General features: G+C 40.1%; 23 protein-coding genes. 10 read left to right on the forward strand and 13 right to left on the reverse strand.

The features are described 5' to 3' along the window. Positions 1-9: 9 nt before the first annotated feature. A complete protein-coding gene (locus tag HQN86_RS04370; protein ID WP_172659798.1) occupies positions 10-453 on the forward strand; it encodes a GNAT family N-acetyltransferase in 444 nt (147 codons plus the stop codon). Positions 454-488: 35 nt separating this feature from the next. Next, entirely contained in the window at positions 489-1,955 is a 1,467-nt protein-coding gene (locus tag HQN86_RS04375) for a WG repeat-containing protein (protein WP_172659799.1), read from the forward strand. 4 nt (positions 1,956-1,959) lie between these two features. Here HQN86_RS04375 and HQN86_RS04380 read toward each other — a convergent pair whose 3' ends face one another. Together HQN86_RS04380 and HQN86_RS04385 are read right to left on the reverse strand one after the other, a co-directional pair. Next, entirely contained in the window at positions 1,960-2,505 is a 546-nt protein-coding gene (locus HQN86_RS04380; protein WP_172659800.1) for a GNAT family N-acetyltransferase, read from the reverse strand. A gap of 129 nt (positions 2,506-2,634) precedes the next feature. Continuing rightward, positions 2,635-3,057, reverse strand: coding sequence for a MerR family transcriptional regulator (locus HQN86_RS04385; protein ID WP_172659801.1), 423 nt, complete (start codon positions 3,055-3,057; stop codon positions 2,635-2,637). Between the two features lie 122 nt (positions 3,058-3,179). On the opposite strand from HQN86_RS04385, the gene HQN86_RS04390 reads away from it, so the two are divergent. Next, complete coding sequence (locus HQN86_RS04390; RefSeq protein WP_172659802.1) at positions 3,180-4,055, forward strand: alpha/beta fold hydrolase; 876 nt, start codon at positions 3,180-3,182, stop codon at positions 4,053-4,055. Between the two features lie 19 nt (positions 4,056-4,074). Here HQN86_RS04390 and HQN86_RS04395 read toward each other — a convergent pair whose 3' ends face one another. After that, a complete protein-coding gene (locus HQN86_RS04395; protein WP_172659803.1) occupies positions 4,075-5,160 on the reverse strand; it encodes a metallophosphoesterase in 1,086 nt (361 codons plus the stop codon). 110 nt (positions 5,161-5,270) lie between these two features. Here HQN86_RS04395 and HQN86_RS04400 point away from each other — a divergent pair, with 110 nt between their 5' ends. Continuing rightward, complete coding sequence (locus tag HQN86_RS04400) at positions 5,271-6,161, forward strand: SDR family NAD(P)-dependent oxidoreductase (RefSeq protein WP_172659804.1); 891 nt, start codon at positions 5,271-5,273, stop codon at positions 6,159-6,161. Between the two features lie 20 nt (positions 6,162-6,181). After that, positions 6,182-6,976: a helix-turn-helix domain-containing protein gene (locus HQN86_RS04405; RefSeq protein ID WP_172659805.1), complete on the forward strand. Its 795-nt coding sequence runs from the start codon at positions 6,182-6,184 to the stop codon at positions 6,974-6,976. Here HQN86_RS04405 and HQN86_RS04410 read toward each other — a convergent pair. Genes HQN86_RS04410 through HQN86_RS04430 form a run of 5 tightly spaced genes read right to left on the reverse strand, consistent with a single transcriptional unit; the run spans position 6,973 to position 9,334 of the window. Then, the gene (locus tag HQN86_RS04410; RefSeq protein WP_172659806.1) at positions 6,973-7,551 is read right to left on the reverse strand and encodes a YdeI/OmpD-associated family protein; all 579 of its coding nucleotides are present in this window, start codon (positions 7,549-7,551) and stop codon (positions 6,973-6,975) included. The genes HQN86_RS04405 and HQN86_RS04410 overlap by 4 nt on opposite strands. 24 nt (positions 7,552-7,575) lie before the next feature. Then, positions 7,576-8,142, reverse strand: coding sequence for a DUF4256 domain-containing protein (locus HQN86_RS04415; protein ID WP_172659807.1), 567 nt, complete (start codon positions 8,140-8,142; stop codon positions 7,576-7,578). 4 nt (positions 8,143-8,146) lie between these two features. Continuing rightward, positions 8,147-8,530 carry a DoxX family protein gene (locus HQN86_RS04420; RefSeq protein WP_172659808.1) on the reverse strand — a complete coding sequence of 128 codons (384 nt, stop codon included), beginning with the start codon at positions 8,528-8,530 and terminating at the stop codon, positions 8,147-8,149. 6 nt (positions 8,531-8,536) lie between these two features. Beyond that, complete coding sequence (locus HQN86_RS04425) at positions 8,537-9,004, reverse strand: SRPBCC family protein (RefSeq protein ID WP_172659809.1); 468 nt, start codon at positions 9,002-9,004, stop codon at positions 8,537-8,539. 6 nt (positions 9,005-9,010) lie between these two features. Further along, the gene (locus HQN86_RS04430; RefSeq protein ID WP_172659810.1) at positions 9,011-9,334 is read right to left on the reverse strand and encodes an ArsR/SmtB family transcription factor; all 324 of its coding nucleotides are present in this window, start codon (positions 9,332-9,334) and stop codon (positions 9,011-9,013) included. Positions 9,335-9,459: 125 nt separating this feature from the next. On the opposite strand from HQN86_RS04430, the gene HQN86_RS04435 reads away from it, so the two are divergent. Together HQN86_RS04435 and HQN86_RS04440 are read left to right on the forward strand one after the other, a co-directional pair. After that, the gene (locus HQN86_RS04435; protein ID WP_172659811.1) at positions 9,460-10,041 is read left to right on the forward strand and encodes a YdeI/OmpD-associated family protein; all 582 of its coding nucleotides are present in this window, start codon (positions 9,460-9,462) and stop codon (positions 10,039-10,041) included. 214 nt (positions 10,042-10,255) lie between these two features. Then, a complete protein-coding gene (locus tag HQN86_RS04440; protein WP_172659812.1) occupies positions 10,256-11,695 on the forward strand; it encodes an amino acid permease in 1,440 nt (479 codons plus the stop codon). Positions 11,696-11,826: 131 nt separating this feature from the next. Here HQN86_RS04440 and HQN86_RS04445 read toward each other — a convergent pair whose 3' ends face one another. Further along, the gene (locus HQN86_RS04445; RefSeq protein ID WP_172659813.1) at positions 11,827-13,065 is read right to left on the reverse strand and encodes an MFS transporter; all 1,239 of its coding nucleotides are present in this window, start codon (positions 13,063-13,065) and stop codon (positions 11,827-11,829) included. Between the two features lie 99 nt (positions 13,066-13,164). Between HQN86_RS04445 and HQN86_RS04450 the strand changes: the two genes are divergently transcribed. The 3 genes from HQN86_RS04450 to HQN86_RS04460 all read left to right on the forward strand — a co-directional run bounded on the left by HQN86_RS04450 (position 13,165) and on the right by HQN86_RS04460 (position 18,260). Beyond that, the gene (locus HQN86_RS04450) at positions 13,165-14,040 is read left to right on the forward strand and encodes a LysR substrate-binding domain-containing protein (RefSeq protein ID WP_172659814.1); all 876 of its coding nucleotides are present in this window, start codon (positions 13,165-13,167) and stop codon (positions 14,038-14,040) included. A 95-nt stretch (positions 14,041-14,135) separates the two neighbouring features. Beyond that, a complete protein-coding gene (locus tag HQN86_RS04455; RefSeq protein WP_172659815.1) occupies positions 14,136-16,229 on the forward strand; it encodes a CehA/McbA family metallohydrolase domain-containing protein in 2,094 nt (697 codons plus the stop codon). 21 nt (positions 16,230-16,250) lie between these two features. After that, positions 16,251-18,260: a beta-L-arabinofuranosidase domain-containing protein gene (locus tag HQN86_RS04460; protein WP_172659816.1), complete on the forward strand. Its 2,010-nt coding sequence runs from the start codon at positions 16,251-16,253 to the stop codon at positions 18,258-18,260. A gap of 42 nt (positions 18,261-18,302) precedes the next feature. Here HQN86_RS04460 and HQN86_RS04465 read toward each other — a convergent pair whose 3' ends face one another. From HQN86_RS04465 to HQN86_RS04480, 4 genes are read right to left on the reverse strand one after another with little or no spacing between them, the layout of a single operon-like run. Next, positions 18,303-18,710, reverse strand: a complete 408-nt coding sequence (locus HQN86_RS04465; protein WP_172659817.1) for a response regulator — start codon at positions 18,708-18,710, stop codon at positions 18,303-18,305. Beyond that, entirely contained in the window at positions 18,700-19,779 is a 1,080-nt protein-coding gene (locus HQN86_RS04470) for a hybrid sensor histidine kinase/response regulator (protein ID WP_172659818.1), read from the reverse strand. The genes HQN86_RS04465 and HQN86_RS04470 overlap by 11 nt, the downstream gene beginning before the upstream one ends. Positions 19,780-19,795: 16 nt before the next feature. After that, positions 19,796-21,949 (reverse strand): sensor histidine kinase, encoded by a 2,154-nt coding sequence (locus HQN86_RS04475; protein WP_172659819.1) that lies wholly within the window; start codon positions 21,947-21,949, stop codon positions 19,796-19,798. Further along, the gene (locus HQN86_RS04480; protein ID WP_048906766.1) at positions 21,942-22,637 is read right to left on the reverse strand and encodes a hypothetical protein; all 696 of its coding nucleotides are present in this window, start codon (positions 22,635-22,637) and stop codon (positions 21,942-21,944) included. The genes HQN86_RS04475 and HQN86_RS04480 overlap by 8 nt, the downstream gene beginning before the upstream one ends.

Below are 22,637 nucleotides of genomic sequence, written 5' to 3' on the forward strand. Positions count from 1 at the left end.
TCAGATATTATGTTAGAATTTATTGTTAAAACAGGTAAAGAGAATATGGATGTAAAGACGGTACACCGATTCTTAAGTGAGGATTCTTATTGGGCTAAAGGTATTTCGTATGAACTGGTAGACCGATCGTTAGCGAATTCTTTTTGTGTTGGTGCTTTTGTAGAGGGGGTGCAGGTTGGATTTGGCAGGGTGATTACGGATTATTATACTTTTGGGTGGTTCGCAGATTTTATGGTGTTGCCTGAATTTCGTGGAAATGGGATATCGAAGCTGATGCTGGCTCATATTTTTGAGCAACCGTGGTCGAAAAGGTTGAGGAGAAAAATGTTGAATACCAGTGACGCGCATGGTTTATATCGCCAATTTGAATTTAAAGACCTGGCTAATCCTGGCTTTATACTGGAAGTTTATAATCCGGAGGCTCATTTGCAATATAAAGGAGAAGATGCTTAACTTTATTGCATCTACATCATCCTAAAAAACATTGAATGCTATCTAATTACGCTAAATTTCTGCTCCTGCTGTTGTTAACGGCATGCTTTTCCTTCGCCTATGCGCAAAAAGAGAAAAAATATATGGCCCAGGTTCGCCTGAATGGCAAATGTGGGTTTATTGATGTTTCGGGCAATGAAGTGGTTCCGCTGGTTTATGACGATGCGGGTTTGTGGAACAACAACCTTGTACCGGTAAACATTGGAAAATACATCCCTAAATCATATCCGGTAGTGGAAATGTCTACTGCACAAAGTAAAAATGTAAACGTTGAGGTTGTAGACAACTCTGAAAAGGCAGGCAAATGGGGCTTTTGCAATGCAGCGGGCAAATTGGTAATTCCTGTTCAATTTACAAATGTGAGTTTCTTTAACGAGGGAATGGCAGGTGTGGAGGTAAATGACAAATGGGGCTTTATTAATACGAGTGGAAAAATGGTGGTTGAGGCGGTGTATGATACTGTCGGCTATTTTTCGCAAGGACTTGCTGTAGTTGCAAAGAATGGAAGCTATGGCTACGTGAATTTAAAGGGCGAAGAGGTAATAAAGCTTCAATATTTAGGTGCTGAGGCTTTTGAAAAAGGGTTAGCAAAGGTGTTTGAGAAATATGATTCGAAAAATGGTGACAAAAAAAGTATTGGCAGGCTTATTAACCTTCAGGGAAAAATAGTTACAGATGCTAAGTATGATATTGAGTCGAATTTTACGAATGGGTTGGCGAGTTTTTCATTTGCTGAAGCAAATGCTGAAGATAGCTTTACATATGGACTTATTACGACAACGGGGCAGGTGGTAGCTCCACCAACTTATAAGGAGATTTCGGCGTTTAGTAATGGCCTGGCCTTGGTGATGGTTTATAAGATACATGAGTTTTATAATGAGTATGTGCCGCATTACGGCTATATAGATGCGAAAGGAAAAGAGGTGGTAAAACCTACTCTTGCCAAAGGAGTAGACTTTAGTTATGGTATGGCGCCGGTTGCAAGATTTGACAGCAAGGATGATGGGCAATCGGAATATGCCCTGATTAATACCAAAGGGGAGCATTTACTTGACTTTAACTGGAGTAGTTTAGATATTCTGGATAGCAAGCATCTTTTGGCAAGCTCTATTAAGAATCCGTACGAGAAAGTAATAATTGATACGAAAGGGAAGCAGATACTTGCACTTGGTGATAACGGATTTGCCAGTTTGGGCAATGGTTTATTTTTTGTGAAGAATGTGGACTATGAGCCAACTGCTTTTATTGGTTTGGACAAAAAACCATTGATTGATCTGAGTAAAAATAAAAAGACAAGATTTATTTCGTACCAGCATGGCTTACTCCGTTTTGGTGACCTGGATGGTGATTACAGTGAAGTGAGTGCCATAAAACTTGGCCTGATGGATTTAAAAGGTACGGTGGTTGTGAAACCCAAGTATAACGAAATATTTGATTTTGAGGCTACGGATAACTCTTTGTAAGTGCTTAGTTCTGTGTGATCTCATAAAAATCCTGAACCTGATCGAAAGGGTTTTTGTAGCGGAACTGTGCTTTCTTTAGGACTTTCTTGGCAGCAATGTTATCGCGGTTGACTACGGCACCTATGTTGGAAATGCCTTGCGACAGGATCTGGTCTACAATGGTCGGAAGGATGTCTGTCATGAGATAACATCCGCTGGCAAAACTGCTGAGGTAAAATTCGATGAAGAAAGGGTAGTGATCTATCTGGTAATGTTCCTGTGCTACTTGAGGGGAAATGAGATCGATAATGCCTACGACTTTGCTGAGTTTTTTATCTGTAATGAAATGGAGGTAGTTTCGCCCGGCATGGGCATTCATGAGCATGGTTTGCAGGAATAGTTCTGCTTCCTGAAATGTACTTAATCGTTTATTGGGGACGAATTTTAGGGTATGATCATCGGATAGGATGCAAAATACTTCTTTTGAGATTTGACCAAAACGTTCCAGGTCTTCTGGCCGGAAAGGGTGGATCAGGTAGTTTTCATTTTGAAAGGTAATGGGCTTGAACATAGGCTGGCCAAAAATAAAAAACTAATTCAAATTCTATGAATTGGGTGGGTTCTATTTTTGAAAATGTGGTAAGAATTTAAGAAGGTCTTGTATATACAAGTTGTTTTTTTATCTTTGTCGGTGAGAGCGTTAATACGGGGGTAGATCGAAAGGTCTGCCTCCACTAATGATAGTTTCATCAGCGTTTTCAATATTTTCATTTTCAATATTAAACTTGCAGATAGCAATTTGTTTTTTGACTGATTTTAATTCTTTGATTTTCTCTTCTATTTGCAGTAATTTCTTATCAAGAACTTGAATCTTTGCTTTTTTGCTGATTTGCTTTTTGTACCAGGCATCTACAACTTCTTTGATTTCGGCCAGCGTAAAACCTACCGCTTTTGCCATTTGTATAAATCTTAATTTCTCGACAACGTCATCTCCATAGTATACATAGTTATTGGTTTTTACTTCCTCTTTCTTTTCGCCGGTGAATAGACCTGTTTTTTCATAAAATCTTATGGTGCCGATAGGTATTCCTGTTTCTTTTGAAAGCTGATTAATTAATTTCATATTTCTTTGAAGTGTAAAAATAAAAGTGAACTATGCAGTATACTTCATACTTGTTGGTTGCAAAATTAGTGTTTAGTTTTGCTTTTACAATTGAAAATTGATCACTAATTAGAATTATCAAAATGCAGTATTCAGACGAAGAACTAATAAAATCGCTACCTGGTTTTAAAAACAATTATGCAGAAGTGAATGGGACGGTGCTGCATTATGTAGAGGGTGGTGAAGGACAGCCTTTAATTTTGATTCCCGGATGGCCAGAAACCTGGTGGGCTTATCATAAAGTAATGCCATTACTGGCGACAAATTATCGTGTTATTGTAATAGAAATAAGGGGTATGGGTAGTTCGCAGAAACCATTGGAAGGTTACGATAAAAAGAACATGGCGAAGGACGTTTATGAGCTTGTGAAAAAGTTGGGTTACGAAAAAATTAATATTTCGGGTCATGACATTGGTGCTCATGTTGCCTTTAGTTTTGCCGCGAATTTTCCAGAGATGACTTCCAAGCTTGTTATTCTAGATACCCCGCATCCGGATCCCGGAATGTATCAACTCCCTATGCTTCCAATATTAAGCGCAAACTATACTTATCCATGGTGGTTAGCCTTCAATCAGACAAAAGAACTTCCTGAACAGCTGCTGGCAGGTAGGATGTCTATTGTAATAGAATGGATTTTTAGGAACCTATTGAAAGATCAAAATAGTATTGATGAGTTCGATAAAGCTGCTTATGCTTTTGCTTATGATAGTAATGATGGAATACGTGCGTCAAATGCCTGGTATCAGGCTTTTCCGCAGGATATAGAGGATAGTAAAACTTATGGTAAACTCATGATGCCTGTAATTGGAATTGGTGCTGCCGGATATGAAATGTTGCAATATTCCCTGCCTAACTACGCAACAGATTTACAGTTTGTAAAAGTTGAGGATAGTGGCCATTTCTTGCTTGCAGAAAAACCTGAAGAGACAGCTAATCTTATAAAAGGATTTTTGGGGTAGATTTGAGATCGGGAGGTAATTAGCCAAGCAGGTTATCTAGCGTTGTTTCTTCAAGTACCAGATGTTGCGGTACACCATTGATGTCTTTTTTCCATTCTATAAGTCTGATTTTGCCGTCTTCTATTTCTATACCGGTGATATCCCCGTCGTTAAAACAGCAGCAACCAGCATTGAAATAAGTGTTTTTGGAATTTTCGAGCCTGGGAGAGGTATTACCGCTGATTTTTCCTGCAAGGAGTTCGGCTTCCAGTTTCTGAATGGTTGCCTTGTCGCCTTTTTTCTTAGCCTCATTGAGCCTGATGTAAGTACGTTCCAGATGGGTAAGTGAATTGAATACTGGCTGATGAGTGTGGCCGGTAATTAAGGCCAGGTTGGTTTGTTTGGCGGTCCAGTCGTACATAATCTGGTTGTGTTCGGACTTGAGCTGGTTATCAAAGGCAGGTGTATTTGGGTTGATGCGGAGGAAAGATTGAACTGGCCCCCAGATATTGGAGACGAACCATTTGCTGAACCAGTTTCCATCGCTTTGCATGTCGCCCTGATGGCCGTGGGTGATAAATATGTTGAGTTGCTGGTCTTTAACAGCGAGGGTGAAAATGATGCCCTCATAGATTCGGACCTTTGTTCCAAAGATATTTTTGAGCATAAAACCTGCGAGGGGGTCGTTGTCCCAGTAGAGATCGTGGTTGCCAAAAAGTTTGATGTAGGCATTGCGTTCGAGAAAGCGTTTTTCTGCTTCGAAGTTTGCTTTGTTGTGTTTGATGACATCCAGGAGCATGTTTTTCCAAAGCTCTTCGCTGTCGCCCATGTTGCAGTATAGAAAATCGTGCTCGTTGTAATAGCGTAGTGCTGCCAGGTAATTGTCTTCGCAAAGCGTGAAGTCGTCCTGATGGCTGCGGTTTCCTTTGTGCTGGTCTGAGAACAGAATGATGCGGTGTTTTGTGCCCAGATCGATGAGTTGGCCACGTTTGCCGGGGCGCTGTATGATGTCCTGGTATAGTGCCGATAGTGCTTTGTGTACTCTTGTACTATCTGGCCTTGATGCGTATTTATTGGCAAGCCTGATGATCAGCGGAGAAAATAGCTTCTGTAATAATTTGCGCATATACTAAAGATAAGGTTTACTGAGCTTTTTAACAAAGCAGTTTGAGCTTTTGAACAAAACGCTGCGCTGAATTGGGCTGTACCTTTGAATTGTATTTAAAAATTAAGACAATGGAAAAAGTATGGTTTATTACAGGCAGTTCCAGGGGATTGGGAAGGAGCCTGACAGAAGCAGTGTTGAACAGCGGCGATAAAGTTGCTGCAACCGCACGCGATATTACGCAATTGAATGACCTGGTAACAAGGTTTACTGATCAGATACTTCCTATAGCGCTGGATGTAACTGATTATGAGCAGGTGTATGCGTCTGTTGCTGAGGCAGCGAAACATTTTGGACGTATTGATGTGTTGGTGAACAATGCGGGATTTGGTATCATCGGCGCTGCCGAAGCTTATACAGATGAGCAGATGCGCAGTCAGCTGGAAACAAACTTGTATGCACCAATTGAAATTACCCGCGCGGTTTTACCTTACATGCGCAACCAGGGTGAGGGACGTATATTGCAGATAAGCTCAATAGGCGGAAGAGTGGGTAATGCGGGTTTAACCATGTACCAGGCAGCAAAATTTGGTTTAGGCGGCTTTACTGAGGCTTTGGCTAAGGAAGTAGCACCATTGGGTATATATGTGACCAGTGTAGAACCGGGCGGTTTTAGAACTGATTGGGCAGGTGCGTCTATGACTTATGCACGTGAGATTGAAGGTTATGAAATGGTTAATCAGCGGACAGCACTATTTAAAGGCGGGAAGTTTGTCCCTGTGGGAGATCCTGAAAAAGCGGCAAAAGTGATGGTTGAACTGGCTTCGCACCCTGCGCCACCGGTGCATTTGGTACTAGGCAGTGAGGCGATAGGTATGCTGAACAATGCCAATGAGGTGAGGCAAGTGGAAATGGAAGAATGGCTGGATATGAGTTTATCTACAGATCATGATGATTCTGAGAACTTTCTTGCTAGTGCTGATGGCAAGTGGTACATCAGCGATGTTAAAAGAAAACAGTAAAATGCTTAATTTTATGACCTATGACTAATTCGCCCATTGCTTACTCTTGCTATTTTACCCGCAACAGGCAGGGGGAGCAATTTGTTCCCGAGCATGTGTTCAGCTACCAGATATCTGGCACGCTTACAATAAGCGACGGTATTACTGAGCATGTTTTTAACGAGGGTGATTTTCGGTTCATCAGACGAAACCAGTTGCTTAAGTTTGTGAAACAACCTCCTCCGGGAGGGGTTTTTAAATCTGTTTCCATTTATCTGGATCAGGCGGCTTTAAGCGACTTTAGCATGGACTATGGCTATAAGCCGGAGGGTAATAGAGGCAGGCCGGTTGAAAAAGTAAAGCCATTAGAAGGTTTTGGGCTTTATCAGAGTTTTATGAATTCGCTGTTGCCGTATGTTGCGGCTGATCAGTTGATTAATGCTGATCTTCAGAAATTGAAACAGCGCGAGGCGATTATGATTTTGCTGCAGACAAACCCTGAATTAAAGGATGTATTGTTTGATTTTAGTGAGCCGGGTAAAATAGATCTGGAAGCCTTTATGAATAAAAACTTCCATTTTAATGTGCAGTTAAAGCGCTTTGCCTACCTTACGGGGCGTAGTTTGGCTACGTTTAAACGGGATTTTTCGCAGGTTTTTAATGCCACGCCAAGCAGGTGGCTGCTGCAAAGGAGGCTGCAGGAGGCGCATTACCTGATTAAAGAGAAAGGCCGGGCACCATCAGATGTATATCTGGAAATTGGATTTGAGGACCTTTCGCATTTCTCGTTTGCATTTAAAAAGATGTACGGGCTGCCGCCATCAAGAATTTACTAATCATCCAGTCCTTTTCCGTTGAGAATTAGGGGCATGCATTTTTCGACCCTTGCTTCTCTGGTTTTGGATTGTTTGGCTGAAGTGAAATAGAGATGGTAGCCTCTTTGTCGGCCCGGAGTTAATGCTTCAAAAGCGGTTTTTAAGGCAGGGATGTGATCTAGTTTTTGCTGAAATTCGGCAGGGAATACGAGTTCTGTATGTTCCTTGAAATCGACTTTTAAACCGGCTTTTTCTACTTCAATGGCCTGGTGGATGTAGGATTTTAGTGCGGCTTCCTGTTCAACTATCTGGAGTGCGTTGGTGAAGCGGATTTGGCGTGCCGACTGCACATTCTTTGTTTGCTGAACCAGGATGCCATTAGGATCGTTTAACAGGGTGCCTTTGAAAAACAGCAGCGCACAGTATTCTTTAAATACGTGGATTAACACGATGTTGCTGTTCTGGTACGTGTAACAAGGGCAGCCCCATTTTAATTCTTCGGTAAGGCCGCTACTGAGCACGATTACTCTTAGCCGCTCTATTTCTTCCTGCCATTTTTTTTCTTTACTAAAATAAAAATCAACTTTAGGATTCATACTGTTCGTTAGTTTGGTGAAAAATTAGACCCTTAGTGCGCCACGGAAACCTCTGGCAGCATAGTAAGATTCTGCGCCGTTGTGGTACAGGAAAACGGTTCCGTAGCGGTAATCGCCAAAAAGTGCTCCTCCGAGTTTCCTGATGTCGGCAGGTGTTTTTAGCCAGCTAGACGTTTTGGTGTCGAACTTTCCGAATTGCTGCAGTTCGCGGTATTGTTCTTCCGTTAATATTTCTATGCCCATATCGGCAGCTACATCCATTGCGCTGTTTTGTGGCTTATGCTCTTTCCTTGCATCGAGTGCTGCGCGGTCGTAACAAAGGCTTCTGCGTCCTTTAGGGGTTTCGGCTGCACAATCGTAAAAGATATATTCGTTTTTGCTTTTATCGTAACCAACTACATCGGGTTCGCCGCCGGTTACTTCCATGTCATCAAGCGACCATAGTTTTTGAGGATTGGCTTCGAGCTTTGCCTGTACTTTGGCCCATTCTATATCTTTATGGCGGTTCATGTTTTTCTCGAATCGGTTTTTGAGCGTTTTGAGTAGTTCTTCGCGTTGTTCTGATGACAACTCTTTTTTATTGTTTTTCATACTTTTATAGATTAGTTGTGGTGGTTTTTCTATCTGCAGGTCTGAAATACCAAGATACAAAAGTGAGGACTAGTAATAATATCGGTCCAAAAAAATCTTTGCCTCCATCGCCATTGGCTAAGTGAGAAAATACTGCGCCCGACATGGCGAAGAAAAAGCCTGCATATGCCCATTCTTTTATTATGGGGAATTTTGGAACAAGTACTGCTATGACGCCCAGTATTTTCCAGACGCCAAGGATGGTTAGGATATAGATGGGGTAGCCTAAGTTTTTCATCATGGTTACTTCGTTTTCCATTTTGATTAATTGCACTATTCCGGTTGATAACATTCCTAATGAGAGCCAGATTGTAGCGATCCAATAGATGATTTTATTTCGCTTTGTCATGGTGTGTTATTTTAGTTTACTTACGATGTTTTGTAGTTTATTATGTGCCATATTGATGCCCTGCGCAAATGGTAGTTGCAATACCTGATCTCTGATGGCGGCTGATTTGTATATGATATGGATGGTGAGTTTGCTGGTATCGCCGTTAATTTCTTCGAATTGCAGGAACTCTAGCTGGGCATCGAAAGGTGCATTGTCCATTTCAAATGTCCGCGTGATTTTTTGGTTTGGGATAAATTCGTGAATGACTCCGTTGGCGTGGAATACGATGTTTCCCTTAGGGTCGCTGGTTTGGAAATGGTAACTGCCATGCTTTTTGTTTTCCATTTTAAGCACTTTTGTGCCCATCCATTGCTCAACGATTTCGGGTTCTATGTAGGCTTTGAAGAGCAGTTCTAATGGCAAATCAAATTCCCTTGTGATTGTTAATTCCTGTTTGCCGTTTTGGGCATCGATTTTAGTTTTTTGTTCCATAGGGTTCTATTTTTTTGATTGGTAGTTTTTCATTATGGTTTCCAATTTGTTGAATCGGTCGTCCCACATTTGGCGGAATGGTTCGATGAAGTCGGCTACGTCTTTCATTTTTTTTGCGTTTATGTAATAGTAAATTTCTCTGCCGTTTTGTTTTTGTTCAAGCAATTCGCACTCGGTTAATATTTGCAGGTGCTTTGAAACAGTGGGTCTTGCGGTATCAAAGTTTGAGGCTATTGAGCCTGCGGTCATTGATTGTGTGGCCACCAATAGCAGTATAGCCCTTCTGGTTGGGTCGGCTATGGCTTGAAATACATCTCTTCTTAAATTCATCGTGTAGCTATTTGACTACAAATATATATGTAGCTATTTAACTACGCAAATTTTTTTTTGATATTTTTTTTAGAATGGTGTTTTTGCATATAATTGGTGTGGAGGGAATTATGTATTTTGGGGGTATGCAGAAAAAGGAAATAGAAACTTTTTGCCCGGCAAGCCGAGAGGAGTGGAGGCAGTGGTTAAAAGAAAATCATAGCTCAAGCCAGTCTGTTTGGCTTATTCAGTACAAACAAAAATCGACCAAGCCGAGTATACCCTGGAGCGATTCGGTGGATGAAGCGCTTTGTTTTGGCTGGATTGACAGTACCAGGAAAACGATTGATGAGGAGAGTTTTATACAGTTTTTTACTAAGCGCAAACCGAACAGCAACTGGTCGAAGATCAATAAAGCAAAGGTTGAGCGCTTAATTGCAGAAGGATTGATGGCGGAAGCGGGTTTAAAATGTATTGAGGTGGCAAAGAAAAATGGTTCGTGGTCTATACTGGATGCGGTTGAGGAATTGATTGTTCCGAAAGATCTGGAGGAAGCATTTCTGCTGAAGCCAGGTTCTGCAGACTATTTTAATGGTTTGAGTAAGTCTGTTAAAAAAATGATATTGCAATGGGTTACGCTTGCCAAAAGGCCTGAAACCAGAGAGAAAAGAATTAATGAAGTGGCAGAACTGGCTGCCCAGAAACTGAGACCCAAGCAGTTTAGGTAGGCTTAAAAGTGCGTGTTTTTAGCGTTTTTTAGCCTCAAAATTAGCGTTTCGATTAGCCAAAAATGGCTTCTGGTTTCCTGTTGAGGGTGGTATTTTTGCATCATGATAACAAGGAAACTATTTACGCTTTTAATCGTTCAAATGAATATAAGTTCCCACCTTTGTTGAAATTTTGAGGGATACTCATATTGTAATTGAATAAATACCATAAATATTGAAACAAGCTAGCGAAAAGCCTGAGGAGCAAAAACTGAAAAGAGGGTTGCAAAACAGGCATATTCAGTTGATTGCCCTTGGTGGAGCCATAGGAACAGGGTTATTTTTAGGCATTGGTCCGGCAGCTGTATTGGCTGGGCCGTCTGTAATTTTAGGTTATGCACTGGCCGGTATTATTGCCTTTTTTATTATGCGTCAGTTGGGCGAAATGGTGGTGGAAGAACCTGTTTCGGGAAGTTTTAGCCATTTTGCTTATAAGTACTGGGGATCCTTTGCGGGCTTTGCTTCTGGCTGGAACTATTGGGTGTTGTATATCCTGGTAAGCATGTCGGAATTAACTGCCATTGGCATTTACGTGCATTTCTGGTGGCCTGAAATTCCATTGTGGTCGTCGAGCCTTTTCTTTTTTATCGTTATTAATGCCTTAAACCTCACTTCTGTGAAGGTATATGGTGAGGTGGAATTCTGGTTTTCGATAATAAAAGTGGTAGCGATTATTGCCATGATCATTTTTGGTGTTTACCTGCTTGTTAGCGGGAGCGGAGGTGAGCAGGCAAGTGTTCAGAACTTATGGAATGATGGTGGCTTTTTTGCAAAGGGCTGGTTTAGCGGAGATGGGAAAGGGGGCTTTCAGGGGTTGTTTGCTGCTATTGCATTGATCATGTTTTCTTTTGGTGGACTGGAATTGATTGGGATAACGGCGGCAGAGGCTGAGCAACCGGAAAAAACAATTCCAAAGGCTACCAATCAGGTGATTTACAGGATCCTGATTTTTTATGTGGGTGCGCTTGTGATCTTGTTTTCATTATCCCCATGGAAAAACATTACTACAGATAGCAGCCCTTTTGTGATGGTTTTTGAAAGTTTAAAGGGCTTTCAGTTTACGCTTTTAGGAAAGACCATTTACTTTACGAGTGTGATTGCCAATGTGCTTAATGTTATTGTGCTGACAGCTGCCTTGTCTGTTTATAATAGTTGTGTTTATAGTAACAGCAGGATGCTATTTGGGTTGGCGGAGCAAGGAAATGCGCCTTCTTTTTTATCGAAGCTGAATAGGAATTCGGTACCTATAAATGCGATTTTGATATCGAGCTTGTTTGCCGCGATATGTATTATCATTAATAAGCTAATGCCGGAGAAGGCATTGGAGATTTTGATGTCGCTGGTGGTGTCATCGTTGATTATCAATTGGTTGATGATCAGTATTACACATTTGAAATTTAGAAGGAGTAAAGAAGAGGATCGGGTTAAAACCAAGTTTCCTTCCTTTATTTATCCGATATCGAACTATATATGCCTGGTGTTTTTGGTAGGTATATTGGTGATTATGTGGATAACGGGATTGAAGATGTCGGTTGAGTTGATTCCGGGATGGATTTTACTATTGTATGTTTGCTACCTGCTGGTTAGAAAAAAGAAAAGCGGAGATAAATCCTAAGATTTAACCCCGCCATCTAAATTAACGCTCTCATAAATATAAACGAAGAAAAGAGCAAAAGGTTTAAACGTTTCTGTGTTTTTTTGGAGGTATGACAGTAATATGATATTGTGAGAAGTTGATTTCTCACTTTACCTTAAATGCAGTAAGGTTTGGAAGGAAATTTGTCGGCCGGAGCGTTTGTTTTGATAAACAACGAACATCGCGGTAGCGCAAAGACCGATTACCCCTGCCAGACAAACTGCTAGTCGCGGACCAAAGGCTTGTGCTGTCCACCCGATAAGTAAGCTGCCAATCGGGATCATTCCCTGGTAAGCCATGATGTAATAGCTGATGGCACGGGCCCTCATTTCGGGAATGGTATGCGTTTGTATGTAGGTGTTTATGGCTGATGTTTGCGCCATCATACCAATTCCGCCGAAGGCCATGAATACAAGTGCTAACGATAATATGCCTGAGTAAGCCAGTAAGATTAAGCTAACCCCGAATATGGTACTTGCCAGCACTACGATTCTTTTTAGTGGTTTAGCAGATCTTAAATTGGCTAAATACATGGCGCTAATGACAGAACCTAAGCCGGCAGCGCTCTCGAACCAGCTAAATGTTCCTGCATCGCCATGAAAAAGATCTTTAGCGAAGATAGGCATGAGGGTGTTAAATGGTATGACGAACAGACTGCTGATGCCTATCATGAGGATCATGCTGCTCAGTTCTCTGTCGCCTGAAACATATTTGAAGCCTTCTTCGAGTTCGATCCAGATGCTTTTCTCTGATCGTTCGACAACGCCGAGGTTCAGTTTCATTAAGAATAAACACACGAGAACGGGGATATAACTTAAAAAGTTTCCGATGAAACAAAAGTCTTCACCAAAGGTGCTGAGGATTACCCCGGCAATGGCAGGCCCCACGATGCGTGCAAGATTTGCCATGGTAGAGTTTAGTGCAATTGCATTGGGAAGGTCTTCTTTATGATCGACCATTTCGACCATTAAGGATTGTCGGCAGGTTACATCAAAAGCATTTATGATGCCCTGCACCAGACTTAAAAAGATGATGGCAGGTATGTTGTAAAATTTGAAAAAGATGATTGCGGCAAGTGCTCCGGCCTGCATCATTGATATTACCTGGGTAATGACAAGGATTTTGTAACGGTTGTGCCTGTCGATTAAACTGCCTGCATAAGGTGAAAGTATGAGCGAAGGGATAAGACTGGCAAAAGCCACCAGGCCAAGTAAAAGTGCTGAGCCTGTTAGTCGGTATACCAACCAGCTGACAGCAGTTTTTTGCATCCAAGTTCCTATTAAAGAGATACTTTGGCCATAAAAGAAAAGCTTAAAGTTGCGGTATTTTAATGATCTAAATATATTCATGTGTAGTAGATGTCTTGAAGACGTTACAAATTTCGGAATAAGTTATTGAGTTGTAAAATTGATTGTTTTAATGATATTGATTAGTTTTAACGATTGATTATGGAACTTAGACAACTCAACTATTTTGTAAAAGCAGCTGAACATCTTCATTTTACTGAGGCTGCAGCTGAATCGTTTGTAACGCAATCGACCTTATCGCAACAGATAAAGCAATTGGAAGAGGAATTGGGCATGTTGTTGTTTGACAGGATAGGCAAACATGTTAGGCTGACGGAAGCGGGTGGTGTTTTTCTAATTCATGCAAAACAGATATTGCTTGATGTACAAAAATCTAAAGCCGCGATATCAGAATTGAATAATCTGGCGGTGGGCGATTTGAAGATTGGAGTTACTTATGCGTTTAGTTCCATGGTGTTACCGGCATTGGCTCCTTTTTCGTCAAAGTATCCGGGGATTAAGATATTTATTGAATATGGTACGCCGGAATCACTGGAGATTAAGCTGAAGGCAGCGGAACTGGATATCATTCTTAGCTTCCATGAAGAGTCTGATAACCAGGGACTGGAAATGCAGCCTTTGTTTTCTTCTAAAATAGTGATGGTGGTTTCGCGTAAGCATCCATTGGCATCTTTAAAGAAGATAACGGTGGCAGAGCTTGGTGCACTGGAACTTATTTTACCGGGCAAGGGCTTTAGTTCGAGAGATTATGTAAATGAGCTTTTTGGTAAACGCAAGATCGTACCGAAGATTAAGATTGAAATGAATGAGGTAAACTCATTGCTGACGCTGGTAGAAAGTACCTCGTGGGTTACGATTTTAAATGAAAAGGCCATCATTAGCTGGGATACGCTGATTGCTATTCCTATTGCTGGAAAGGAACGCTATAAAAGAGCATTTATATTGAGGCAAAAAGGAATTTATCAAAAGAAGGCCGCTAATTTATTTATTGAGGAGCTGAGCAAGATACTGTGGTAAATTGATACGCATTGGCGAAATATTGAGACGGATTGATTACTTAATCAGTTTCATATTGCCTTACTTTGTTTTATAACCATATATAAATTAAGAAGATGCGTAAACAATTAATAATAGTTGTACTCTTTTATTTGTGCAATATAAGTTTGGGTTTAGCTCAGGTTTCTCAAGTAAACACTCAGAAGTTTGACCGTAAATCGGGGGTGACTGCAACATACAGTCAAAGTATTTTGAAAATTACCTGGCCTGCCGGAAGTAATAATTACGGGCAGGTTGACCTTAACATGGAAAAAGGGAAACCGTTGTTTAGTCGCCTATTAATTGGCGAAGCTAAAAAGGCTAAACTGGTTTCAACAGATCTTGATCCAAGCTTTTTGCTCACCATTGGAAAGAGGGATTTGATCTCACAAAATGGATGGAACATATTTTTTGATAAGGTTCCTCAAAAAAAATATAAGACCTATAATGTAGAACTGGAAAAATCGGCTGCGACTGTAAAAACTGTAGGCAGCAGGACGGTGGTGACCATTTCTTCATTAAAAGCTGACCGTTTTTCGGGTGATCTGGAGATTACTTTTTATAACGGGAGCCCCATGTTTAACATAGCGGCAGTGATGGCTACTAAAATAGATTCAACGGCTATTGTATATGATGCAGGTTTAATTAACAGATCGGCAAGCTGGAAAAACATAGCATGGATAAATACGGGAGATAGTTTGCAAACTGCAAATGCGGTTAGTACTGATAGTTCAAAAAATATAGCTGTAAAATACCGCACCATAGCTGCAAAGGGAAAGGAAGGCGTTTTGGCAATATTCCCAGCGCCGCATCAATACTTTTATCCTTTAGATGAGGCCTTTAACCTGAAGTTTACCTGGTATGGCAACAACTACAGGAAAATGACTGATGGATATGGTATTGGGATCCGTCAGGATTTAGAGGGCGACAGGAGGTTTGTGCCTTGGTTTAATGCACCGCCTGATACTAAACAACGCTTAAATTTCTTTTGCCTGCTTAGTGCAGCAGATGAAAGCGCTGCGTTTACTGAGGTAAAGAAATTTACAAATAACGATACTTATGTTAAGCTACCGGGTTATAAAACCATGTCGAGCCATTTTCATAATGAGTTTATCATGAAAGTAGTGTTGGCAAACAAGCCAATTCCAGAAGTTCCTGATTTTGTGAAGGTGTTTAAGAATACGGGGATTGACATTGTGCATTTGGCAGAGTTTCATTATACGGCTCACCCTAAAGGACCGGATGAAACTAGGTTGAAAGAGTTGGAAGCGCTTTTTGAACAGTGTAAAAGACTGTCGGACAATAAACTTCTTTTGCTGCCCGGTGAAGAACCCAATGAGTTTTTTGGAGGCCACTGGCTAGCACTTTTCCCTAAGCCTGTTTATTGGATCATGTCGCGTAAGAAGGAAGCTCCTTTTACTGAAAATCACCCTAAATATGGTAAGATATATCATATTGGCGATAAAGATGACATGCTGAAACTGCTTGAGGATGAGAAGGGATTGGCCTGGACGGCACATGCCCGCACAAAGGGATCTGTTAATGCACCAGATGTGTACAAAGATGAGGCGTTTTTTAAATCAGATCATTTTATGGGTGCAGCCTGGAAGGCAATGCCTGCGGATTTGTCGCAACCAAGACTCGGGAACCGGGTATTGGATTTGATGGACGACATGAACAACTGGAATTTGAAAAAGACCGTGATTACTGAAGCAGATCTTTTTACGATAACACCGGAAAATGAGATGTACGCACACTTAAATGTAAACTACCTGATGATGGATGCTTTGCCTGAGTTTAACAAAGGCTGGCAACCGGTATTGGATGCGATGCAGCAGGGTAAGTTTTTTGCGAGTACAGGGGAGGTGTTAATCCCTGAATTAACTATAAGCGGGAAACGTTCGGGTGAAACAATAGCGTTGGATAAGTCGGGCTTTGCAAATGTTAAGCTTAAACTGAACTGGACCTTTCCAATGAATTTTGTAGAGATCATATCTGGTGATGGCAATAAGGTGTACAGGGAAAAGGTAGATCTTATTAAAACAAAGGCGTTTGGGTCTGAGCTGTTGCAGTTTAAAACTAAACTGAGCAACAGAACATGGGTAAGGGTAGAGGCATGGGATATAGCAGCAAATGGAGCTTTTAGTCAGACTTTTTATATTAAACATTAAACCAAACTACAATACACACACATGCGATTTAATAATTTGTTTTATACACTATGTATAGGTGGGATAACCATGTTAACTGGTTTTACCCTTCATACAAATGCACAGGTTAGTGCCAATCAAAACCCTTATAAAGAATTGCCTTTAGGAGCAATTAAACCACAAGGTTGGTTAAGGGAGATGTTGATCAGACAGAAGGATGGAGCTACAGGCAATCTGGATAAGCTTTATCCGGTTGTGATGAACGAGAGAAACGGATGGCTTGGCGGAGATGGCGATCAGTGGGAGCGGGGACCATATTGGATAGATGGACTTTTGCCGCTCGCTTATCTTTTGGATGATAAAGCACTTATCGCCAAAACAAAGCCCTGGGTAGAATGGGCGATTAAAAGTCAGCAACCCGATGGTTATTTCGGACCAACTAAAGACTATAGCTATGAGCGTGGTATGCAGCGCGATAACAGTAAAGACTGGTGGCCAAAAATGGTAATGTTGAAGGTACTTAAACAGTACTATTCTGCGACAGGCGATAAAAGAGTGATTACATTGATGACCAATTACTTTAAATATCAGTTAAAAGAATTGCCATCAAAACCGCTTGATCATTGGTCTTTTTGGGCGCGTTACCGTGGGGGCGACAACCTTCAGGTGATTTACTGGCTGTATGACATTACCGGAGATAAGTACCTTCTGGATCTTGGAGAATTGGTGCATAAGCAGACTTTTGATTATACCAATGCTTTTTTAAATACAGACATGTTATCCACTTTTGGAAGCATCCATTGTGTTAATCTGGCCCAGGGATTAAAAGAGCCTATTATTTATTATCAGCAGCATCGCGATAATAAGTATCTGGAAGCCACGGATAAAGGTCTTAAAGACATACGTATACAAAATGGCGTGGCTCATGGGCTATATGGCGGAGATGAAGACTTGCACGGAAACAATCCAACACAAGGATCGGAACTTTGCAGCGCGGTAGAGATGATGTTTAGTTTAGAAAGTATGCTGGAAATTACAGGTAAAATTAATTATGCGGATCATCTTGAAAAGATTGCGTTTAATGCTTTGCCTGCACAGGTGTCGGATGATTTTATGGACCGTCAGTACTATCAGCAGGCCAACCAGGTTATGGTTACCAGACATACCCGTAATTTTAATCAGGACCATAGTGGAACAGATCTGTGCTATGGTTTACTTACAGGGTACCCATGCTGCACTTCTAATATGCATCAGGGATGGCCTAAATTTGCACAAAACCTTTGGTATCAGACAGCAGATAAAGGGATAGCTGCTTTAGTATATTCTCCAAGTGAGGTTAAAACCACAGTAGGCAACGGAGTAGAAGTGACCTTTAAAGAGGAAACAAATTATCCTTTCGAAGAGCAGATCAAGTTTACACTTAGCATGGCCAAAAAGGTAAAATCGGCTTCTTTCCCTTTTCACCTTCGTATACCTGAATGGTGTAAAAAAGGATCGGTAAAAATTAATGGACAGGTGTTTAAAGAAGCTGCGGGCAACCAGATCGTTAAAATAGAACGCGAATGGAAGTCGGGCGATGTGGTTGAATTGGAATTGCCAATGCATGTTTATAAAAACAGCTGGTATGAAAATTCAGTGTCTGTAGAACGTGGACCAATTACGTATGCTTTAAAAATGAATGAAGAAGTGACAAGGGTTAAGAATGATAAGGATCCAATAGAATATGGGAATTATTATGATGAGATAAGGTCATCTTCGCCATGGAACTATGGGCTGATTGAGACGCCAGATAACAAATTTGATGAGCAATATAAGGTAGAGAAAACAGGGATAGTTTCCAATTATCCATGGAACCTTAAGAATTCGCCAATTGCGATTAAAACAAAAGGCAAAAGAATTCCTTCGTGGCAATTGTATAATGAAATGACAGGACCAATTCCGTATAGTTTTGTATATGGTATAGAAACCTCTTTAGAAGAAGAAATTACGCTCGTGCCTTATGGCTGTACCAGCTTGAGAATTTCACAGTTTCCACTGGTTCAGCGGAAGTAAAGGTTGTAAGTAAACAATTGAGCTGTTACAGGAGTGTCTTTCTTAAGCAAGATACTTTTGTAACAGCTTTTCCAATTCCTGAGGAAAGAGGGGTTTCTTTAGAAGCTTAATTACATATGGATTGGCCTCAGCCTTTTTAATATCACCAAAATCCAGAGTAGATGAAAGTATTGCGATTAAGCATTTATCTTTTACAACTGCGGGGAATTTCTTGTAGATTTCTAAGAATTCGAATCCGTCCATTTCGGGCATTTGTATGTCCAGCAAAATAAAATCGGGTAGATTTGCTACATCGTCAATATGTTTGTTTAGATAAGACAGCCCTTCTTCACCAGAGTGACATAGAATCGTCTCATCAAACAATTTAGAGATTGAGATGATCTTTGAGTTTATTTTAAGATCCACCTCGTTATCATCCACCAGCATTACTTTTTTGTACTTACTTAACATTAGGGATTGTAATTTTAAAAGTTGTTCCTTCTGCAGTATTTGAACTTACAGATATCTTTCCATTAATCTTGTTGAGCGCTTCTTTAACAATAAATAAACCTAACCCACTACCATGATTGGTCTTGCTTTTAAAGAACTGTGTGAAAATCTTTTCCAGATGTTCATTTAATATGCCCATTCCATTATCAGCAATGGTAATTTCTACTGCTGTTGGGCTGACATTAACATTGATATCTACTTTTTTATTCTTCTCATCTTCTTTTTGATATTTAATAGCATTAGATATCAGATTCCCTAATATCACTTCTATTCTGAAAACGTCTCCATGAAAAGGAATATCCTGTTTAATGTTTACATGGAAATGTGTGTCTCTATCACTATAAGAATAAAGCTCAATCAGTTCATTTATAAGGGTTGAGAAATTTACAGGTGTATGTTTGGCAACGGTTTTATTGTTTTTATAATATTGTAATGTTTTTTGAATATAGTAATCCAGTTTATTAGAACAGGTTTCTATTAAGCCCCAGTATTCGCCGCTGGAATTAAAAAGACCCTCCATTTTTACAAGGTTCACTATACCCATTGCCGAAACCAGAGGAGCTCTTAATTCATGAGAAATACTATAAATAAACCTATTTAGTTCATCATTGGTTTTCTCTAACTCAACAATTTTATTCCTTAAGTCTATTTTGGCTTTGTAAGCATCGTAAGCGTTCTTTATGGAATTATGAAGTTCCAAGTCATTCCATGGCTTAGTGATGTATCTGTAAATGTCGCCATGATTAATGGCATCTGCCAATGCTTCTATGTCAGTATAACCAGTAAGTAAAATTCTTATAGGGTCTGGATAGATTTCAATAATGCTTTTGAAAAATTCCACTCCTGTAGTTTGCGGCATTTTTTGATCCGCTATAATTACATGAACAGAAACATTTTCCAATATGGTTAAACCCTCGGCAGCTGAAAGAGCAGTATAGATCTCATATTGTCTTCTAAAGCCTGCTTTAAAAGCGTGTAAATTGTTCTCTTCGTCATCAATATAAAGAACCCGTACTGTTGGCGCATTCATAAATAAAGTGTTAATTTCAGTTTATAGGCAAGGTAATAATAAATTCGGTACCTTGATTCACTTTTGTTACAACATCAATATTTCCATGATGATTTTCTATAATTCTAAAAACTATAGATAGACCTAATCCTGTTCCCTCGCCAACATCTTTAGTAGTAAAGAATGGCTCAAATATTTTTTGCCTTACTTCCTCTGGCATACCCGTTCCAGTATCCTTTATGCTGATTTTCACTTGGTTACCGTCTTGCCATGATCTTATTGTCAGAATGCCGGGTTCATCTTTGGCGCCTTTCATTTTAATGGCATGTATCGCATTAGAGATTAGATTCATGAAGACCTGGTTAATTTTTCCAGGTAAACATTCTACTTTAGGGATATCTCCAAAATCTTTTATTACTTCAAGATGATCAGGGAATGTATTTTTAACGAGAACAAGGGTAGAAGCAAGGCCTTCATTCAGGTCGACAGGCTTTGTGTCATTTTCATCAAGTCTGCTAAAGTTTTTCAGGCTTTTAATAATTTCAGCAGTCCTTTTAGCTCCTTCAGAAATTCCTGACAATAGGGACTTGATCTCATCCCTTACAAAATCTATATCAATTTGTTTTTTAAATGAATCAATTTTAGCAAGCTGAGGATTAAGATCTTCATTGAAGTCCAGTTTCTCGTACATCATGATTACACTGTCCATGTCAAGAATATCCAATTCCAGCGGTTTGATGTTTGAGGTAACGAAATTAATAGGATTGTTGATCTCATGTGCTATACCAGCCGTTAGCTGACCTAATCCAGCCATTTTTTCTGAATCTACCAGCTGGCTTTGCGCTTCTTTTAAGTCGCTTAAAGTAACTTCAAGGGTTTGGTAAGACTCCTGTAATTCAAGCGTCCGTTCATTCACCTTTTTCTCTAATTCAATATTTTGTTGCAATATCAATTGCTCATTTTCAAGTGATATACGAAGTGCTTCGGCCTGTGAATCTTCTTTCTCCTTTTTAAAGATGTTGATTTTGTCTGCAAGCGCAAAGGATAGCAAGATCACTTCAAGGGCAGAGCCAAAAGGCATCATGTTGTAAGTGATCGTATTGTAAGGTAAAATATTATAGTCTTTAAGCACAAAAATACAAAGACCAAACAAGAACATGCTCCACGCAATTAGAAAGAATTTTGCTGGGCGATAACCTTTTCCGTAAACTAAAACTGCATTTAAAAGCATAAACAAGGCTACCGACATGGCCGCCATTTGAAGCAGCTGATAAGATACGTTCATGTTTCCCAAAAACATCAGTATAAATGCGATGAAGTATAGCAGATAGAAAACCCTTGAGAATTTATGCAGTTTTGGTAGGAATTCCTTGGTATGGAGGAATTTTTTCATAAACTCCAATCCTGTTAAAGCCGCCAGTGGTGTCAATATGTACACCGCATGGAACGAGATCCATACATTGTTCGGCCATAGATACTTAAAAGGGAAGCCTTGGAAATTTGCCTGAAGTAAACCTATAAATAAAATGTTGATGATGTAATACAGGTATGTATTGTCCTTTGTTGAAATATATAGGAATAAATTATAGGTAAACATAACCACCAATACCCCGGCAAAAATTCCAAATATCAAAAACGAATCTGCATTCTTGGCAGTAATGATATTGCTTTCGCACAGTGTGGTGGGAACCTGAAGCTGTTCATATCCACTTATTTTAAGATAAATGGTAGTGGTTTTTCCGGGGTCTAAGCTAAACTTGAAAGTGCTGAAAGGATTGTCAAATGTTCTCTTGTAATAAGGACGCCTGTCTCCTATAAATTCTTTGTAGACAACATTATTTTGGTCATCTAGCTGATAAAAATCAACATAATCTATTGTGGGTAAAGGAATTTGAAGGATGAGGTGAGGGTCATTTGTATTATTTTGTACTTTGAACTTTAGCCAGTAACTGAAATTACTTATGCCCAAATTAGGCACGTCAGAATCAACAGCTTTAAACTCTTCGCTGCTTATTACTGCCTTAAGGTTAAGTTTGTTGCTTGTATCGGTAAGCAATAACATTTGTTTGCCAAAATTGCTTAACGTCTCATCATTATGTAGTTTAATGGCTTCCTGACTTATGGCAGGTAATGCTATCGAGCACGTAAGTAGCAAGGCAAAGAATAACCTTAATAAAAAAGATCTAATCATAGACAGGTATTAATAACTGATAATCTATATCTATCTCACCCTTTGGCCCCTGCTCAATTGTATGTTGTATTGGATTATTTCTCAAATCAAATATACGATCTCTATCATACTCATCTGCCGTTTCCAAAGTTTCGGCATTCATCTTTCTCAATACTCTTGCAATATAGTCGTCTTTTGGATAAAAAAACTCACCATTATTACCAATTCCATTTTCAACTATGAAACCAACCCTTCTTACCATGGGCATGGTGTAGTCTCCACAGATGGTAAATAGTGATCCAAGTCTGATTTGATTTACAATTGCAATACCGGCTCTTACAAGCAAAAGGCTGATACCTATGCCTGCAACGCTTTTTGCATTCCACAAACCGCAGAGTTCACCCGTTCCATCGTCAAAGTATTCGTTGATCACGTGTGCTACTTTTGGATCCATGTATCCTACTGCCTTTTCGACCGGCAAGGGATGAATCCCATCTGCAATATGAACTCTTACTCCTCCAACAACGTTTCCCTCTTCATCCTCGGCAACTATACCATGTACACTTGGCAAATCCATCCACAGCCTGTTATTGGTTGTAATGTTAGTGATACCATAATCTCTCAATACCTGAACATGCCCATCTAGATACCTCTCGCAAGTGTCAAGATCTTTAATTGCTGTAAAAGATCGAAATGTAAATTTTCTCAT

Source organism: Pedobacter panaciterrae (assembly GCF_013204795.1).
Taxonomy (GTDB): domain Bacteria; phylum Bacteroidota; class Bacteroidia; order Sphingobacteriales; family Sphingobacteriaceae; genus Pedobacter; species Pedobacter panaciterrae.

Coding starts and splice junctions, on each gene's coding strand:
- HQN86_RS04370 (WP_172659798.1), top strand. CDS start 10: ATGTTAGAATTTATTGTTAAAACAGGTAAAGAGAATATGGATGTAAAG.
- HQN86_RS04375 (WP_172659799.1), top strand. CDS start 489: ATGCTATCTAATTACGCTAAATTTCTGCTCCTGCTGTTGTTAACGGCA.
- HQN86_RS04380 (WP_172659800.1), bottom strand. CDS start 2,505: ATGTTCAAGCCCATTACCTTTCAAAATGAAAACTACCTGATCCACCCT.
- HQN86_RS04385 (WP_172659801.1), bottom strand. CDS start 3,057: ATGAAATTAATTAATCAGCTTTCAAAAGAAACAGGAATACCTATCGGC.
- HQN86_RS04390 (WP_172659802.1), top strand. CDS start 3,180: ATGCAGTATTCAGACGAAGAACTAATAAAATCGCTACCTGGTTTTAAA.
- HQN86_RS04395 (WP_172659803.1), bottom strand. CDS start 5,160: ATGCGCAAATTATTACAGAAGCTATTTTCTCCGCTGATCATCAGGCTT.
- HQN86_RS04400 (WP_172659804.1), top strand. CDS start 5,271: ATGGAAAAAGTATGGTTTATTACAGGCAGTTCCAGGGGATTGGGAAGG.
- HQN86_RS04405 (WP_172659805.1), top strand. CDS start 6,182: ATGACTAATTCGCCCATTGCTTACTCTTGCTATTTTACCCGCAACAGG.
- HQN86_RS04410 (WP_172659806.1), bottom strand. CDS start 7,551: ATGAATCCTAAAGTTGATTTTTATTTTAGTAAAGAAAAAAAATGGCAG.
- HQN86_RS04415 (WP_172659807.1), bottom strand. CDS start 8,142: ATGAAAAACAATAAAAAAGAGTTGTCATCAGAACAACGCGAAGAACTA.
- HQN86_RS04420 (WP_172659808.1), bottom strand. CDS start 8,530: ATGACAAAGCGAAATAAAATCATCTATTGGATCGCTACAATCTGGCTC.
- HQN86_RS04425 (WP_172659809.1), bottom strand. CDS start 9,004: ATGGAACAAAAAACTAAAATCGATGCCCAAAACGGCAAACAGGAATTA.
- HQN86_RS04430 (WP_172659810.1), bottom strand. CDS start 9,334: ATGAATTTAAGAAGAGATGTATTTCAAGCCATAGCCGACCCAACCAGA.
- HQN86_RS04435 (WP_172659811.1), top strand. CDS start 9,460: ATGCAGAAAAAGGAAATAGAAACTTTTTGCCCGGCAAGCCGAGAGGAG.
- HQN86_RS04445 (WP_172659813.1), bottom strand. CDS start 13,065: ATGAATATATTTAGATCATTAAAATACCGCAACTTTAAGCTTTTCTTT.
- HQN86_RS04450 (WP_172659814.1), top strand. CDS start 13,165: ATGGAACTTAGACAACTCAACTATTTTGTAAAAGCAGCTGAACATCTT.
- HQN86_RS04455 (WP_172659815.1), top strand. CDS start 14,136: ATGCGTAAACAATTAATAATAGTTGTACTCTTTTATTTGTGCAATATA.
- HQN86_RS04460 (WP_172659816.1), top strand. CDS start 16,251: ATGCGATTTAATAATTTGTTTTATACACTATGTATAGGTGGGATAACC.
- HQN86_RS04465 (WP_172659817.1), bottom strand. CDS start 18,710: ATGTTAAGTAAGTACAAAAAAGTAATGCTGGTGGATGATAACGAGGTG.
- HQN86_RS04470 (WP_172659818.1), bottom strand. CDS start 19,779: ATGAATGCGCCAACAGTACGGGTTCTTTATATTGATGACGAAGAGAAC.
- HQN86_RS04475 (WP_172659819.1), bottom strand. CDS start 21,949: ATGATTAGATCTTTTTTATTAAGGTTATTCTTTGCCTTGCTACTTACG.
- HQN86_RS04480 (WP_048906766.1), bottom strand. CDS start 22,637: ATGAGAAAATTTACATTTCGATCTTTTACAGCAATTAAAGATCTTGAC.